17 protein-coding genes are annotated in these 16289 nt (G+C 37.7%); 11 read left to right on the forward strand and 6 right to left on the reverse strand.

The genetic code is table 11. From position 1 onward, the window contains the following. From BUA76_RS01695 to BUA76_RS01705, 3 genes are all read right to left on the reverse strand, one after another. Positions 1-399, reverse strand: a complete 399-nt coding sequence (locus BUA76_RS01695) for a hypothetical protein (RefSeq protein ID WP_072883060.1) — start codon at positions 397-399, stop codon at positions 1-3. Positions 400-463: 64 nt separating this feature from the next. Further along, on the reverse strand, positions 464-1099 hold the full coding sequence (gene rsmG, locus BUA76_RS01700) for a 16S rRNA (guanine(527)-N(7))-methyltransferase RsmG (protein WP_072883063.1): 636 nt from the start codon (positions 1097-1099) through the stop codon (positions 464-466). Positions 1100-1189: 90 nt separating this feature from the next. Then, positions 1190-2011, reverse strand: a complete 822-nt coding sequence (locus BUA76_RS01705) for a GLPGLI family protein (protein WP_072883065.1) — start codon at positions 2009-2011, stop codon at positions 1190-1192. A gap of 136 nt (positions 2012-2147) precedes the next feature. On the opposite strand from BUA76_RS01705, the gene BUA76_RS01710 reads away from it, so the two are divergent. The 5 genes from BUA76_RS01710 (at position 2148) to BUA76_RS01730 (ending at position 7788) form a co-directional block, all read left to right on the forward strand. Then, a complete protein-coding gene (locus BUA76_RS01710; RefSeq protein ID WP_072883068.1) occupies positions 2148-3341 on the forward strand; it encodes a pyridoxal phosphate-dependent aminotransferase in 1194 nt (397 codons plus the stop codon). A gap of 36 nt (positions 3342-3377) precedes the next feature. Then, on the forward strand, positions 3378-6317 hold the full coding sequence (locus BUA76_RS01715) for a M16 family metallopeptidase (protein WP_072883071.1): 2940 nt from the start codon (positions 3378-3380) through the stop codon (positions 6315-6317). A gap of 157 nt (positions 6318-6474) precedes the next feature. Continuing rightward, positions 6475-7107, forward strand: coding sequence for a peroxiredoxin (locus tag BUA76_RS01720; RefSeq protein WP_072883073.1), 633 nt, complete (start codon positions 6475-6477; stop codon positions 7105-7107). Between the two features lie 127 nt (positions 7108-7234). Next, positions 7235-7540: a thioredoxin family protein gene (locus BUA76_RS01725; RefSeq protein ID WP_072883076.1), complete on the forward strand. Its 306-nt coding sequence runs from the start codon at positions 7235-7237 to the stop codon at positions 7538-7540. Beyond that, entirely contained in the window at positions 7540-7788 is a 249-nt protein-coding gene (locus tag BUA76_RS01730) for a DUF6952 family protein (RefSeq protein ID WP_029292955.1), read from the forward strand. The genes BUA76_RS01725 and BUA76_RS01730 overlap by 1 nt, the downstream gene beginning before the upstream one ends. Positions 7789-7982: 194 nt before the next feature. On the opposite strand, the gene BUA76_RS01735 is transcribed toward BUA76_RS01730, so the two are convergent. The 3 genes from BUA76_RS01735 to BUA76_RS01745 all read right to left on the reverse strand — a co-directional run bounded on the left by BUA76_RS01735 (position 7983) and on the right by BUA76_RS01745 (position 10260). Further along, positions 7983-8669: a Bax inhibitor-1/YccA family protein gene (locus BUA76_RS01735; protein ID WP_072883079.1), complete on the reverse strand. Its 687-nt coding sequence runs from the start codon at positions 8667-8669 to the stop codon at positions 7983-7985. 69 nt (positions 8670-8738) lie between these two features. After that, the gene (locus BUA76_RS01740) at positions 8739-9188 is read right to left on the reverse strand and encodes a hypothetical protein (protein ID WP_072883081.1); all 450 of its coding nucleotides are present in this window, start codon (positions 9186-9188) and stop codon (positions 8739-8741) included. Positions 9189-9225: 37 nt separating this feature from the next. Beyond that, complete coding sequence (locus BUA76_RS01745; RefSeq protein ID WP_072883083.1) at positions 9226-10260, reverse strand: acyl-CoA reductase; 1035 nt, start codon at positions 10258-10260, stop codon at positions 9226-9228. A 59-nt stretch (positions 10261-10319) separates the two neighbouring features. On the opposite strand from BUA76_RS01745, the gene BUA76_RS01750 reads away from it, so the two are divergent. The 6 genes from BUA76_RS01750 (at position 10320) to BUA76_RS01775 (ending at position 16231) form a co-directional block, all read left to right on the forward strand. After that, complete coding sequence (locus BUA76_RS01750) at positions 10320-10670, forward strand: 4Fe-4S binding protein (RefSeq protein WP_034682968.1); 351 nt, start codon at positions 10320-10322, stop codon at positions 10668-10670. Positions 10671-10786: 116 nt separating this feature from the next. Next, complete coding sequence (serC, locus tag BUA76_RS01755) at positions 10787-11851, forward strand: 3-phosphoserine/phosphohydroxythreonine transaminase (RefSeq protein ID WP_072883086.1); 1065 nt, start codon at positions 10787-10789, stop codon at positions 11849-11851. Between the two features lie 120 nt (positions 11852-11971). Further along, positions 11972-12934 carry a D-2-hydroxyacid dehydrogenase gene (locus BUA76_RS01760; protein WP_072883088.1) on the forward strand — a complete coding sequence of 321 codons (963 nt, stop codon included), beginning with the start codon at positions 11972-11974 and terminating at the stop codon, positions 12932-12934. 3 nt (positions 12935-12937) lie between these two features. Beyond that, entirely contained in the window at positions 12938-14182 is a 1245-nt protein-coding gene (locus BUA76_RS01765) for a DUF1015 domain-containing protein (protein WP_072883090.1), read from the forward strand. Between the two features lie 51 nt (positions 14183-14233). Next, entirely contained in the window at positions 14234-15640 is a 1407-nt protein-coding gene (locus BUA76_RS01770) for a M20/M25/M40 family metallo-hydrolase (protein WP_072883093.1), read from the forward strand. 126 nt (positions 15641-15766) lie between these two features. Then, a complete protein-coding gene (locus BUA76_RS01775) occupies positions 15767-16231 on the forward strand; it encodes a hypothetical protein (RefSeq protein WP_072883095.1) in 465 nt (154 codons plus the stop codon). Positions 16232-16289 lie beyond the last annotated feature (58 nt).

Here is a 16289-nt window from a genome sequence, read left to right on the forward strand (position 1 = left end):
TTACTCAACTACAATTGTTTTGGTGATCCAGCTATTGCCGCCGTTCCAGAATTTAAAAGTGTATGTTCCTGTTTTTCGCGGACTGAAATTGATTTGGTTCGCAGATGTATACGTTACCTGGTTGCAAGGTCCGTTGGTAATATATTTATAAGCGGTAACCGTTCTGGCGAGGTTGTCGTTATGAACATAATCGTATCCGTAAAATCCTTCACAGTGAGAAGAATAGGTAGAATATGTTTTGATGCTTTGAATGCTGAAAACATCCATCGTGTCGTTAACTATTTTTACGCTGTCTATTTTAATTTTATCGATGGACTCAATGGTCTGATAATCGTCATCATCATCACATGAAGTAATGGACAATCCTAAAATCAGCACAGAAAACAGAAGCTTTTTCATAACAACAAAATTTTGATTATCAGTAATTTTTAAAGCAAATAGTATTCCTAAAATATGTTAAAATTTAAGAATTAAAATTGCCTTTTGACACGTAAACTACTTTTTTCGTATCAAAAAATTCTTCATCAAAATAGTTTTTAAGACTGAAAATTTCACATTTAATTCCGGCAAGCTCTTCAGCAAGTTCTCCGCCTTTTAAATATAAAACTCCATTATGTTTGGGATTAAACTGTTCTTTTTCAAATTTGCCTTTCAGCCATTTCAGAAATTCCGGCATTTGGGTTACCGCACGGCTTACCACAAAGTGAAATTTCGCCTTCAGCTTTTCTGCCCTTCCGTGAATGGCATTCACATTCTGCAGTCCTACACCTTCCGTAACTGCTTGCACAACAGTTATCTTCTTCCCAATAGAATCTATTAAAGTAAATTCTGTTTCCGGAAACAAAATCGCCAATGGAATTCCTGGAAAACCGCCGCCTGTTCCAATATCCAGAACCCTGGTTCCGGGAGCGAACTCCATTACTTTCGCAATACCTAGAGAGTGCAGAATGTGCTTCTCATAAAGGGATTCCATATCTTTTCGGGAGATTACATTAATTTTTTCGTTCCATTCATGGTAAAGATCTTCCAGTTTACCGAACTGTTCAATCTGTTTTTCTGTAAGATCCGGAAAGTATTTTAGTAGTAACGTTATAGACATGTGAAATATTATAAAAAAGCAAAAATAAGTTTTTATAAGCTTTATTCAAATAACATTTAGCTAAAGATTCTCAGATATTACTTTTTAGATTTATTCTCTTTCTATATTATTATTGGTTCTTCGTAAGCGTTTTGTCATTTCTTCATCCATTTTATTCATCTTCTTCATTTCATCTGCTCCAATCTTGGCGATATAGCCGTCTTTAAGCTGGAGATCAATTCGGTTTTCCTGCTTGTTAACACTCATATTTTCAATATCTTCACTATTAAAAGTATAATCACGCATTATTTTTTTATATTCCGTGAAGGTCATCTTTTTTACAGATTTTGGAAGCAGTGAAAAAATTTTATTGATTTTCTTAATCTGAATTAAATTGAAGGCGTGATCGTTTTCAGAATCTTTAATGCTGACAACAATTCCGGGAAGGCCTGAAAATTTATACGGACCATCGTTGATGGGATACTCTTTACTGAACCATGCCTCCCAGACTCTTCCTTTATAACGAGCGGTGGCTTTCTGGCAGCTGATCCCATTTATCTTTATAAATTCCTTTTCGATTTTCCATTTCGGAACCTCATTCTCAGGAATTACAAGATGTATGGTTTTAAATTGATCATAAAAATTGATCTCCTTTTTTCCATAATCCTTTTGTACGATATAACTTAAATTCTGATCATATGATTTTGCCTGAAGTAAATCTCGAAAGTTTTTTGTAACAGCATAGGCAGAATCTTTTTCATATTTGGCGGCATTATAAAAATAAGATTTCATGCCATCTGTATCAAGATTCATATAATCGGTAATGACAGAATCTTTTTTACCTGCATCAGGCTTCATCTGATAAGAATACGTAAACCGGTACTGCTGAGCCGAAACAAAAGAAACAACAAGCAGAAAGATTAATTTGTACATTATTAATATTTTAGCAATCAGAATTCAATTGAATAACTACAAACGTAGTGATAAACTTTCAGCCGGACAAAAAAGTTTACTTCTATTTTCCATAAAATACTTTTTATTATATATTTGTTAAATTAGAAATTATTAAATGGAGAAACTTTCAGACAGAGTACAACGACTTGGTTACTCACAGACTTTTGTTATGTCCAATAAGGCACGTGAAATGAAAGCGAGCGGAATAGACGTTATCAGCCTTACCTTAGGCGAACCGGATTTTGATGTTCCGGATAATATCAAACAGGCAGCTTTTGATGCCATTAATGAGAACTACAGCCACTACTCTCCTGTTCCCGGATTTTTAGAACTTCGGGAGGCAATTGTACATAAACTGAAAAGAGATAATGAATTAGAATACAAACCGTCACAAATCTGTGTATCAAACGGTGCAAAACAGTCCATTATAAATGTTTTGGCCGCTTTATTAAATGACGGCGACGAAGTGATCCTTCCGAATCCTTACTGGGTAAGCTATGACGAAATGGTAAAAATGATGGGCGGAACTTCAGTAATGCTTCCGACTTCTTATGTAACCGATTTTAAAATTACCGCCGAGCAGCTGGAAGAAGCCATAACAGATAAAACCAAAGCGGTGCTTTTCAGTTCACCATGTAATCCTTCGGGTGGATATTACACCTACGACGAATTGAGATCCATTGCTAAAGTTATCGCAAAATATCCTCATGTTACGGTAATCTCCGATGAAATTTACGAATATATCAACTACGAAACAAAAACCACTTCCATTGCTCAGTTTCCGGAAGTATACGAACAGACTGCCGTTATCAACGGAATGTCAAAAGCCTTTGCAATGACCGGCTGGAGAATCGGATATTCCGCATGTCCGGAATGGCTGGCAAAAGCCTGCGAAAAAATCCAGGGACAAATGACCAGCGGAGCTAACACCGTGGCGCAGAGAGCTTCTATTACCGCATTAAAAACAGATCCTTCGGAGTACCAGTACATGATTGATGCTTTCAGAAAAAGAAGAGATCTGGTGTATGATTTAATTAAACAAATTCCGGGATTCAAGGTGGTGCTTCCCAAAGCCGCTTTTTATTTTTTTCCGGATGTATCATTTTATATAGGAAAAACATTAAACGGAACAGAAATTAAGGATTCTGATGATTTCGCCATGTTCCTTCTTGAAAATGCCCACGTTGGCTGTGTAGGCGGCGTTTCGTTCGGAAGCCCGGAATGCATCAGATTTTCCTATGCTGCATCGGAAGAAGATCTTATTGAAGCCATGAAGAGAATTAAGAATACATTAGAGCAATTCAGTTAATCAAAATTATAATTAAAAACTAAAACTATTCCCACAATGAATTTTTTAAAAAGGATTACCATCGTTACAAGCATTGCCGCAGCCAGCTACTGCGGATATGCTTACGGACAGGATTTCCAGTGGAAGGAAGCAAAATCAAACGGCTACACGTATAAATATGTAACCAACGACCCCACTGCTGCAAGATATTATACCCTGAAAAATGGACTTACTGTGATTTTAAGTCCGACAAAAAAGGATCCGAGAATACAGACTTATATAGCTACAAAAGCAGGAAGTAAAACCGATCCGGCAGATCATACAGGTCTTGCCCATTACCTTGAACATATGCTCTTTAAAGGTACCGATCAGTTCGGGTCTAAAGACTGGGCAAAAGAAAAACCTCTTTTAGATCAGATTGATGCGCTGTACGAAAAGTATAACTCTACCAAAGACGAAGCCAAAAGAAAGGAAATCTATAAAGAGATTGATAAAGTTTCTGGAGAGGCTGCAAAATACGCCATTGCCAACGAATACGACAAAATGATGTCGGGAATGGGTGCAGACGGAACCAATGCATTTACTTCTTACGAACAGACCGTATATACAGAAGATATTCCTGCCAACGTAACGGATAAATTTCTTGCCGTACAGGCTGAAAGATTCAGACAGCCGATTCTGAGGCTTTTCCATACAGAGCTGGAAGCAGTATATGAAGAGAAAAACCGTGGTCTCGACAACGATGGAAGAAAAGTACTGGAAGCTATGTTTGCTGCCATGTTCCCAAATAACAATTACGGAAAGCAGACAACCATCGGAACGATTGAGCATTTGAAAAACCCTTCATTAAAGGCAATTCGGGAATATTATAACAATTATTACGTGCCGAACAATATGGGAATCATCATGTCCGGAGATTTTAATCCTGATGAAATGATTGCCAAAATCGATAAAGCATTCTCTTATATGAAGCCTAAAACGATTCCTGAGTATAAAGTTGGCCAGGAAAGTCCGATTACGGCACCTATTACAAGAGAAGTCTACGGTCCGAATCCTGAAAATATCATGATCGGGTTCCGTTTTCCGGGAGCAACAACGAAAGACGCAAGAATGCTGAATTTCATCGGAAGCATGCTTACCAACGGACAGGCAGGATTAATTGATCTTGATTTGGTTAAAAAACAAAAATTATTGAGCGCTTATGCTTTCCCGTATGTCCTGAAAGATTATTCAGTGCTTTTACTACAGGGTAATCCTACGGAAGGACAATCTCTGGATGATGTAAAAAGCCTGTTGATTCAGGAAATTGATAAATTAAGAAAGGGTGAGTTTTCAGATGACCTGATGCAGTCTATTGTTAACAATGAGAAGAAGAATATTATTCAGAAGTATGAAAAATATAGTTCGAGAGCAGAGTCTCTCATGGATGAATTCACTTCCGAAGTAGATCATAAAACACAGCTGGAATACGTTGAAGAAATCTCTAAACTGACGAAAAAAGATATTATGGATTTCGCTTCCAGATATCTTAAGGACAATAATTACGTAGCGGTTTACAAAAGAAAAGGAGAAGATAAAAATATCCTGAAGGTAGACAAACCTGCCATTACAGCAGTATCCGTAAACAGAGAAGACCAGTCGCCGTTCCTGAAAAAAATTGACGAGATGCCGGAATCGCCGATCGCTCCGATGTGGCTTGATTTTAATAAAGATATTGATAAAGGCAAACTGAAATCCGTTGATATTCTCTCTGTAAAGAATACGGACAATCAGCTTTTCAGACTATATTATCATTTTGATTCCGGAAGATGGAATAATAAAATGCTTCCTTTAGCGGCAGAATACCTGCAATATTTAGGAACAAAAAATAAATCTTCGGAACAGATCAGTAAGGAGTTTTACAAACTGGCCTCAAGCTTTAACGTAAGTGCAGGAAATGAAGAAACATACGTTTCTTTGGAAGGTTTAAATGAAAACTTCGAAAAAACGGCTGCACTATTTGAAGATCTTATCAAAAACTGTCAACCTGATCAAAAAGCCCTGGATTCTTACAAAGCAAGACTTAAAAAATCAAGAGCCAACGCCAAACAGAATAAAGGTTCAATCATGAGCGGGCTGAGAAGTTACGCTCAATATGGACCACAAAATCCTTTCAATAATGTTTTAACGGATGCTGAGCTTGATGCATTAAAAGCAGAAGATCTCGTGAATATGCTTCATGATTTATTTAATTATAAACATAAAATTCTTCACTATGGGCCAAAATCCGCAAATGAAGTATCATCTTCTTTAGCATCAGTCCATAATGTTCCGGCTTCGCTTAAAGATATGCCGAAATCCAAGACGTTCACTCAGGTTTCAACGGATAAAAACCAGGTTTTATTCGCCCACTACGACATGGTTCAGGCAGAAATCTTCTGGGTGCGAAACAGTGATCCTTACAATGTAAGCATTACGCCAACGGTAAGCTTATTCAACAACTATTTCGGTGGCGGAATGGGTTCCGTAGTATTCCAGACGATCAGGGAATCAAAAGCACTGGCTTATTCTACCTATTCTTATTTTTCACTTCCGGGAAAAAAAGAGGATAAAGATATGATCATGGCGTATGTAGGAACTCAGGCAGATAAATTCAATGAATCTACAACAGCCATGAATGAACTGCTTACTACCCTTCCGAAATCTGATCAGCTTTTCGAAACAGCAAAAAGTGGATTGAAAAAATCTATTGCTGCAGAAAGAATTACTCAGGACGGTATTATCTTTACTTATCTGAGAGCACAGAAATTAGGAAATAATTCAGATATCAGAAAGAATGTTTACGAACAGGCTCCTAAATTAACTTTTGCAGACATCAATACTTTTCATAACAAAGAAATGAAAGGCAAAAATTACACATATTGTGTAGTGGCTTCTCAGGACAAAGTGAAAGAAGCGGATATGCAGAAGCTTGGTGAAGTAAAAAAACTGAATCTTACTGAGATATTTGGTTATTAATCATTTCCATCTTAAATAAATTAAAAGCCCTGATTCAGGGCTTTTTTTGATTCTATCAAGCTAATGTGTTGATAGATTTTATTAATCGATACTTATTTGTTCGATAGACAAAGTATCTCTATATTTGCACCAGAAAAATTTAAATAAACAAGAAATTATGTCTTTAGTAGGAAAAAAATTCCCGAATGTAACCATTGACGCAATGTCTGAAATGGGTGACGATTTAAGAATCAACATCTTTGAAGAAGCAACTGCAAACCAGCAAAAAGTTCTTTTATTCTGGTATCCGAAAGATTTTACTTTTGTATGCCCTACCGAACTTCACGCTTTCCAGGAAGCTTTAGGAGAATTTGAAAAAAGAAACACTAAAGTAATCGGTGCTTCTTGCGATACAAACGAAGTGCACTTTGCATGGCTGAATGTTTCAAAAGATAACGGAGGTATCGAAGGTGTTACGTACCCGATTCTTGCCGACACGCACAGACAGCTGGCTAACCTTTTAGGAATTGTTGATCAGGATTTTGAATACAATGATGAAGGTGAAGAAGTTTTCACAGGTTCAAACGTTACATACAGAGCAACATATCTTATCGACGAAACAGGAAAAATCTTCCATGAGTCTGTAAACGATATGCCTTTGGGAAGAAATGTAAAAGAATATTTAAGATTAATCGATGCTTATACGCACGTTCAGAAGCATGGTGAAGTTTGCCCTGCCAACTGGGAAGAAGGAAAAGATGCTATGAAAGCGGACAGAACTTCTACTGCTGAGTATTTAGCTAAAAATTAACATCTAATTTTAATATAACAATGTATCAATCTGATAATGTAACAATGATGCTGCAGAAGATGATATTGGTAAACTGTTACATTGTTTTTATTGGTACATTGTTTATTTTTTATAAAAAATAAAACAAATGTATACAGAATTAACAGAAGATACGCTACAGAATATTGTAAGCGAAAATGAAAAAGTAGTGGTACAGTACGGCGCAACATGGTGCGGAAACTGTAGAATTATGAAGCCGAAATTCAAAAAATTAGCTTCTGAAAATGACAGTATTCCCTTCTTATATGTTGATGCGGAAAAATTACCGGAAAGCAGAAAACTGGCTAAAGTAGACAATTTACCAACTTTTGCCATCTTCAGAAACGGTGAACTGGTAAATCAGGTTCAGACCAACAAAGCAGAGAGTTTAACCGAATTATTTAACGAATTATAATGAAGTTACCCATCATAAGACAGCTGTATCAAACGCAGACACCTGAAAACCTTGAAAAAACCCTGGAAGTACTGGAAAGCTTTACAGAATTCAGAGGTACTACAGAAGAGGACATGAACGTTGCCGGAGAATTGATTACCAATATCTGCGGAGCCCTGGAAGTTCACGCCAGTGTACAATCCGGAATGAGCGAGAAAGATGCCTTAAACTCTTTTGCTCAAAAGGTTTTAGGATCTATCGACAAATAAATCTGATCTGAAATTGAAAGATTTTAAACTTAAATTTTACGAAGTTTATCCGTAAACTTCCAAATAAAAAATCCCGATGAAAACATCAGGATTTTTTGGGTTATAGAAAATATATAATCTATTACTTTTTACTTCTTACCTCTCACCTCTCTCACTTCTCACCTCTCACTTTTTACCTTTCACTTCTCACCATCTTAACTTCTCCTGCTCATCAGAATACTCAGGATATACCAGAATAAAAGCATAATTGAAGCAAAAAGCTGTAAAGAAGCTCCCACATATTGATTTGTGCTATAAGCATCCTTTAATTTACTGGTCTGATAAAGAATGGTTGCCGAAGCCAGAATTACCATTCCTACAGAAAACCAAAGTCCAAGATTAAACCCGAACAGCATTCCTCCAACAATTAATCCCAAAGAAATAAATCCTCCGATCACAATAATGTTTCTAAGGAAAGAAAAGTCTCTTTTTGAAGTGAATGCAACGAATGAAATCCCTGAAAACATGGCAATCGTAAGCATTGCTGCCTGGAAAATCACCTGCGGTCCTGCGTATAGCGTAGCAATTTTAATCAATGGAAGGAAAATAACTGCTTCCAGCAAAATATAAAATCCTAATCCTAAATATTGTGTCGATTTGCTCAGTGAAAGCGACCATTTGGTAGCCAGAACAGAAGCAAGCCAGAACACACCTATAATCAAAAGCCAGATATACCGCTGGCCAAACATGGCAAAGATTACCTGATCCGGAACAATCTGCAATAAAACAGTTTCCACACCAATAAATGCAAGAATTGCCAATGCAACGTGTAAATAGGTTTTCTTGTAAAAGTCGGCTTTCTCAATATCTGAAGAATGCGCGACCAAAACGTCTGTCATCATATTTTTTATGTATTAATTTTTTAATATTATTTTATTATTACTCATTATTTATTGCTCATTACTCCTGAACTACTCTGCATATTCAGGCTTTATTCCGAGAATCTTTCCGTCATTCTCAAAAATTACATTGATAATATCCCGTGGCGGATTATTTTGATCATCTGAATATTTGTACTGAATAATCGGATACGTTTCGTTCTCATACAATTGCTGGTATCCCGATTTATAAACTTCCATTTTTCTTTCAAAGCTGATTCCTCCTGATAGTTTTGATATCATATCCTCAGACATATAATATTTGATCTTATCTGAAACCAAGGTCTTGATTTTCCCTTTATCCGAGTCTTTCAGCGCAGCAATAAATTTCATAAAAGTCTGATTGTACAAATCAACTTTATCCTTACTTAATTCCGAGGTAAGCTCTATTCTCTTACTCTCAACAATCTTTATACTGCTCTTTTGCTGGGAAAAAGTCCAGTGAAAAGCAAAAAACGCACCTATAAAAAGTATTTTTTTCATGTGAATCGATGATTGGTTGACAGCAAGATACGAAGAATTATATTACCGATAAAAATTTCATCGTATCAACATTATCGGCATACGTATCAAGTCCGGGATTTTGAGCTTCTCCCAATGCGATAGAGTCCAGTCCAAGTTCTTCTTTAGCCACCACACACTGGATATTTTCTTCGTTTTCAGCAATGAAATCCTTCACTTCATCCAGAGAAGAATATCTGCTGAAATTAATCACAGAAAGCGGACTGAACAGTTTCTCATCCTCTTTGAGCATCACAAAATTATTATCCCAGAATTTTTCCTGGTTCAGAAGATAAACCGCCCTGTTGTAATCGTAATTATTGGCATATTTATTATGGTTGATAATATCCTGAAAATCCAAAAAGCTTTCAAAAATTCTGTCAATCACATAATCTTGGGGAATGAATAACCTGGTAACATTTCTGCAGCCCAGCCCGAAATACCGGAAAATATCTTCCGCAAGGAGCTTCAGTTCTTCCTCCGTTTCATCCCCTTTGATAACAGCGATAGACGTTCTGTTCTTCCGAATGATATGAAGATGATTCTTAAAGTAATACTCGAGGTACCTTGCCGTATTGTTGCTTCCGGTAGCAATTACCGCATCAAAATTTTCCAGCCTTTCTACAAATTCAAACATTACGTTTCCGTCGGAAAACTCGTTCCATTTTTTAAGTAAAAAAGGAATCATATACCGGTCTTTAGAAGACAGTTTGATCACCGGAATATGATTGCTCAGCACTACGGAAATCACATCATGAAATCCCACCAAAGGAATGTTGCCGGCTAAAATAAGCCCTACTCTTTTTGAAGTTTTGGAAAGAGAGTATTCTTTAAGCCATTTATTTATATTTTCATCCGTCAGCAGATCAGCCCATTGTTTCAAAGCGAATTTTTGGTTCTCAATCGTAAACCAGGGATTCTCTATTTCAGACTTCTTTAGCAAAAAATCAAAATCAACATCATTCTCATTATAATGTTCGGTATTTTTTAATAAAAACTCTTTTATATAATGGCTAAGCCTTGTAAGTCCTAAAACTTGATTTTCAATATTCATAAGTACTGTAAAATTGGGGAATATTTTGTAATTTTGTGCAAATTTAAAAAAAATTAGCGATGGCTATTAAAATAACTGATGAATGCATTAATTGCGGGGCTTGCGAACCGGAATGCCCGAATAATGCAATTTATGAAGGAGCAGTCGACTGGAAAGCTTCAGAAGGTACAGAACTCAAAGGTACCGTAACATTACCATCAGGTCTTACGGTAGATGCAGATGCACCACAGGAACCGGTAAGTGATGATGTTTATTTTATTGTAACAGATAAATGTACGGAGTGCAAAGGCTTCCACGAAGAACCGCAATGTGCTGCAGTATGCCCGGTAGACTGCTGTGTTCCGGATGAGGATCACGTAGAATCTGAAGAAGCACTGCTTAATAAAAAAGCATTCTTACACGGAGAATAAAAACTGCCGTCTCATTCATCATGAGGCGGTTTTTTATATCCAAAATCCTATATTTTATAATAATTATAAATGAAGCCGTACAATCAACGTGTTGCGGCAGCCAAAAAATAAATAATATGAGCAAAAAACACAACTTTAGCGCAGGACCATGTATTTTACCTCAGGAAGTTTTCGAAAAATCGGCACAGGCCATTTTAGATTTCAACGGAATCGGCTTATCTCTTCTGGAAATATCCCACAGAAGCAAGGATTTTGTAGCGGTAATGGATGAAGCACGTGCCATTGTAAAAAGACTGATGAATCTTGGTGATGACTATGAAGTGCTGTATCTGGGCGGTGGTGCGAGCCTTCAGTTTGCCATGGTTCCGTACAACCTGATGAAAGTGGGCGGAAAAGCAGCGTATCTTGATACGGGAACTTGGGCAGCAGGAGCTGTTAAAGAAGCTAAAAAAATAGGAAATGTTGATGTTGTAGGCTCATCTAAAGAAGAAAACTACTCTTTCATTCCGAAAGAGTATACCGTAGGTTCGGAATACGATTATTTCCACTGCACTTCCAATAACACCATTTACGGAACTCAGATAAAATCTTTCCCGGAAGTAGATACCCTGATGGTTTGTGATATGAGCTCTGATATTTTCTCAAGACAGCTGGATTTTTCAAAATTTGATCTTATCTATGCCGGAGCACAAAAAAATATGGGACCTGCGGGAGTGACTTTGGTAGTAATCAAAAAAGAGATCTTAGGCAAAACAGGAAGAGAAAATATGTTTTCCATCCTGGATTATTCCCAGCATATTGCGAAAGAATCGATGTACAACACCCCTCCGGTTTTTCCGGTGTATGCATCTTTGCTTACCTTACAGCACCTTGAGCAAAACGGAGGAATTGCAGGTGCGGAAGCAAGAAATGAAGCAAAAGCAAAATTATTATACGACGAAATAGACAGCAACCCGCTGTTTGAAACATTCTGTGTAAAAGAAGACCGTTCCCTGATGAACGTTTCTTTTAAAATTACCGACGAAAGCAAAAAAGAAGCATTCGACAATGCATGGAAAGCTGCAGGAATCAGCGGACTGAACGGACACAGAAGTCTTGGAGGATACCGTGCGAGCCTTTACAACGCATTACCGATCGAAAGTGTTCAGGTGCTGGTAGATGTCATGAAATCGTTCAAATAATTGACAAAATAAAAATTCAGAGATTAAAAAATGAGTACCATTATTTTAAATTTTCTTAATTTGCGAGCCGATTTAGAATTTTTTAAATAAGATCATTTTAAATCTTAAATCAATAAAAAAATGAAAGTTTTAGCGAACGACGGTATTTCCAAAGCAGGCGAACAGGCATTAAAAAATGCAGGAATCGAAATTCTGGACAACAGGGTTGCACAGGATCACGTCATCAACTTCATCAATGAGAATAATGTTGATGTTCTGCTGGTAAGAAGCGCCACCAAAGTGAGACAGGAGCTGATTGACGCGTGTCCCGGACTTAAAATCATCGGAAGAGGCGGTATCGGAATGGATAATATCGACGTGGAGTATGCTATTGAAAAAGGACTGTATGTCATCAATACACCAACAGCTTCTTCGAAATCCGTTGCCGAACTTGTTTTCGGGCATTTTTTCTCCCTGGCAAGATTCCTTCATGAATCGAATAGATTAATGCCGCTGGAAGGGGAAACCCATTTTGATGCCATGAAAAAATCGTTCAGCAAAGCGTATGAACTTTCAGGAAAAACATTAGGAGTGATCGGCTTCGGGAGCATTGGTCAGGAAGTAGTTAAAATGGGAATCTCTTTGGGTATGAAAGTCATTGTTCTCACAAGAAAACCAAAAACAAAAGTTCTCAGCCTTGAGTTTTTCGACGGGCAGACGGTAAACTTTGAAATCACTTCCACCAATGATATGGATGCCTTCCTTAAAGAAGCAGACTTTATCAGCATTAATACTCCGAAAACGAATGAATATATCATAGACACGCCCCAGTTTGAAAAAATGAAGGATGGAGTCTATATTGTAAATACTGCAAGAGGCGGCGTCATGAATGAAGTAGCCCTGATCGATTTTATCGAATCCGGGAAAGTGGCCGGCGCTGCACTGGATGTTTTTGAAAAAGAACCCAATCCGGAAGTCCTTCTGCTGATGAATCCGGCATTGTCTCTGTCTCCGCACGTAGGAGGAAACACGGTAGATGCTCAGGAAAAAATCGGGGTAGAACTTGCAGAACAAATTATCAAAATAAAAGAAACTATACAATAAAATATGCCTGTTTTTAAACCTTTTCGCGGAATAAGACCTCATAAAGACTATGAGAGTACTTTCCCTACTCATCCTCTTGATAACTTCAGCCAGGAAGAGATAGCGGAAAAAGCTCAAGTTGAAGATACTTACATCAATATGATAAAACCTTATGTTGTAAGTAAATCCAAAGATATTGATAGGAATTTAAGAAAAATCCGTTCTACATTTGAAGAACTGATGGACGAAAACAAGCTCGTTCAGGACAATTCGGCCTATTATCTTTATGAGCAGATCTATCCCAACAAACAGGTTTTCAGAGGTCTTTTAGGATTGGCAAGTATTGAAGATTTCTGGAACGGAAAAATCAAAAGGCACGAAAGCACCATTCCGCAGAAAAAGGAAAAACTTGCGCATTACCTGGAAAAGGTGAACCTTCAGGCAGAACCGGTATTGCTTACCTACCCTGCCAATTCCAAGATTGAGCTTCTCATGAACCATGAGGAAAAGAATGTTCCGATCTTTAATCACGTCGATACCAAAGGAATCAGGCATAAAATCTGGAGGATTGATAACCGTCTTAAATTACAGCAGTTCAAGGAAGTGATTGACCAGATCGACTCTTTTTATATTGCAGACGGACACCACAGAATAGGATCTACCGCACTGAACGCCAAACATCAGAAAGAAAAAAACAAAAGACATAACGGAACAGAACTTTACAACTTTGTCTACAGCTTTATCGTTTCCAACCAGTCGATTAAAATCCATGATTACAACCGGATCGTAACCGATCTTAACGGACTCTCAAACGAAGAATTTTTAAAAGAGCTGGAAACCTATTTCCTCATCCATGAAAAAGGAGAAACAGCATATTTCCCTTCTCAGAAATTCCATATCTCGATGTATATGGACGGCAAATTCTACTCGCTCCACGTAAAACATGATCTGCGTTCACAGGAAATGTCTCTGGATAACCTGGATCACCATCTTCTTGACAAATATGTTTTCAAGAATATTTTAAAAATCGAAGATCCGGACAGCTCTGAAAAAATCGATTATATCAAAGGAACGTCCAATATTGAAGGAATCAATCATCTTAAAGAAAAAATAGACAGCGGAGCAGGAAAAGCAGGATTCGGGATTTACCCCGTAAGCTTTAATGATATGATTAAAATTTCAGATTTAAAGTTGAGCATGCCTCCGAAATGCACATTCATTGAGCCCAAATTGGTTACCGCACTCCTAATGTACGATATGAAACAATAATACTAACCATTTTTTCCTTACTTTTAGCATGGAAAAAGAACGGTAAAATAAATGAAAAAGATCTTCATTATCATTCCACTCTTTTTGGGTGGATTTTTATTTTCTCAGAAAAAACCGGTAAAAAAACCGGTACGAAAGGCTGCCATTACCCAAAAGCTCAATTATCATGATGAGTTTAAAAAAATTTCGGATGAAATCATGGTGAATGGTACGGCTTATAATAATCTGGGAGAACTTACCAAAGGGATAGGGTCACGCTTCAGCGCTACTACGGGATATATGAAAGCGGCAGAATGGGCAGAAAGAAAGCTGAAGGAAATAGGCGTGGAAATGATCTGGAGACAGGAAGCAAAAGTTCCGGTGTGGATAAGAGGAAGAGAATCTCTTCAGATAAAAGCAGGAAACGGTGACTGGAAAAATATCAGGATGCTGTCCTTCGGAAACTCTGAAGGTACCGGAGGGAAAGATCTTACAGGCGAAATTGTATTAATGAGTAGTGTAACGGAGCTCAACGCCACTTCAATAGGTCAGCTGAAGGATAAAATTGTTTTCGTAAATCTTCCGATGGATCCGAAAATTATCAATACCAGTGATTCCTATCTTATTGCCGCAAAATCTAAGCTTATCTCCCCTTCCGTGATTGCTTTAACAGGTGCAAAAGCGTTAATTATACGCTCATTGACCACAGCCAACGACGATACGCCACATGCGAAGATGATTTATTATGAACCGGATGATAAAGTTAAAATCCCGGCACTGACCATCGGAGCGAGATCTGCAGACGAGCTTGAAAAGCTGCTGAAAAAACAGAAAGTTATCGCTAAAATCAATATGACCGCAGAATCAAAGGGTGAAACCAGAAACCCTAATATCATTGCAGAAATACCCGGAAAAAAAGATTCTAATGTAATTCTTCTTGGTGCACAGCTGGATTCCTGGGATTTTGGTGAAGGTGCAATTGATGACGGAACCGGCGTTGTTCAGTGTATAGAAGTCCTGAGAACTTTGAAAGCGCTCGGTATTGAAAACAGGCATACCATCCGTGTGGTTTTTTTCGCTAACAGTGAAAATGGCGGACAGGGCCGCGAGATGTATGCTGCTTATGTGAAAAAGAAAGAGGAAAGACATATTTTTGCACTGGGAACCGATGCAGGAGGATATTCCCCTAGAGGTTTTTCTCTGGACATGTCTCCCCAAAGAAGACGGCAGATTTTCGAGTGGAAAAACTACTTTCTTCCTTACGGAGTCTACGATTTTGATCAGACAGATGCCATTCAGGATATTTCTCCATTAAAAAAACTGGATATTCCTTTGGCTGAGCTGGTTGTAGATACTCAAAGATATTTCGATTATCATCATTCTGAACAGGATACTTTTGATAAAGTGAATAAAAGAGAGCTGCTGCTTGGCGCCGTTGCCATGACACAAATGATCTTTATGATCGATAAAAACTGGTAATAGTGAAATAAGCTTGTATTTCGTTGTCAAGTTTACGCCTTTGTTTACCTTAAACATAAGCATCTTAATTAAAAAAACTTTGTATAGCTTTGCGTTTTATAAAAACAACCACCATAAAAAAAGCATATGGAAATCATCAAACCTGATCTGAAACCCGAACTCTTCACCGATACCAAAACCCAAGCACTCTATGACCAGTTTCAACAACTGCTGAATGAACTCGGAAAAAATAAAATTTCACCTGAAACGGCAGAGAAGATTAACCGCGGGACGGCAGTAATCAATTCCACGAACTTGCGTGACAAAGATTTATACAAACTGCTGAAGCAAAAACAAAACGACATCATTAAAATCTTAGAAAAAGAACACAAGATTGTCCCTAAAAACTACTACCGCAATTTGTGGATGGCTGTTGGAATGGGCGCATTCGGAGTGCCGATTGGTGTTGCTTTCGGGCTGCTTATTCATAATATTGCATTGCTCAGCATCGGATTGCCTATCGGGCTAGGCATTGGTGTTGTAGTGGGCAGTTCTCTCGATAAAAAAGCGGAGGCGGAAGGCAGACAGCTGGATGTCGAAATTAAAGCGTAACATGAAAGGCAGCATCAATTAACATTAAGAGGCTATGAAATTTTACTACGTGATTTTT

Source organism: Chryseobacterium takakiae, from assembly GCF_900129385.1.
Taxonomy (GTDB): Bacteria; Bacteroidota; Bacteroidia; order Flavobacteriales; family Weeksellaceae; genus Chryseobacterium; species Chryseobacterium takakiae.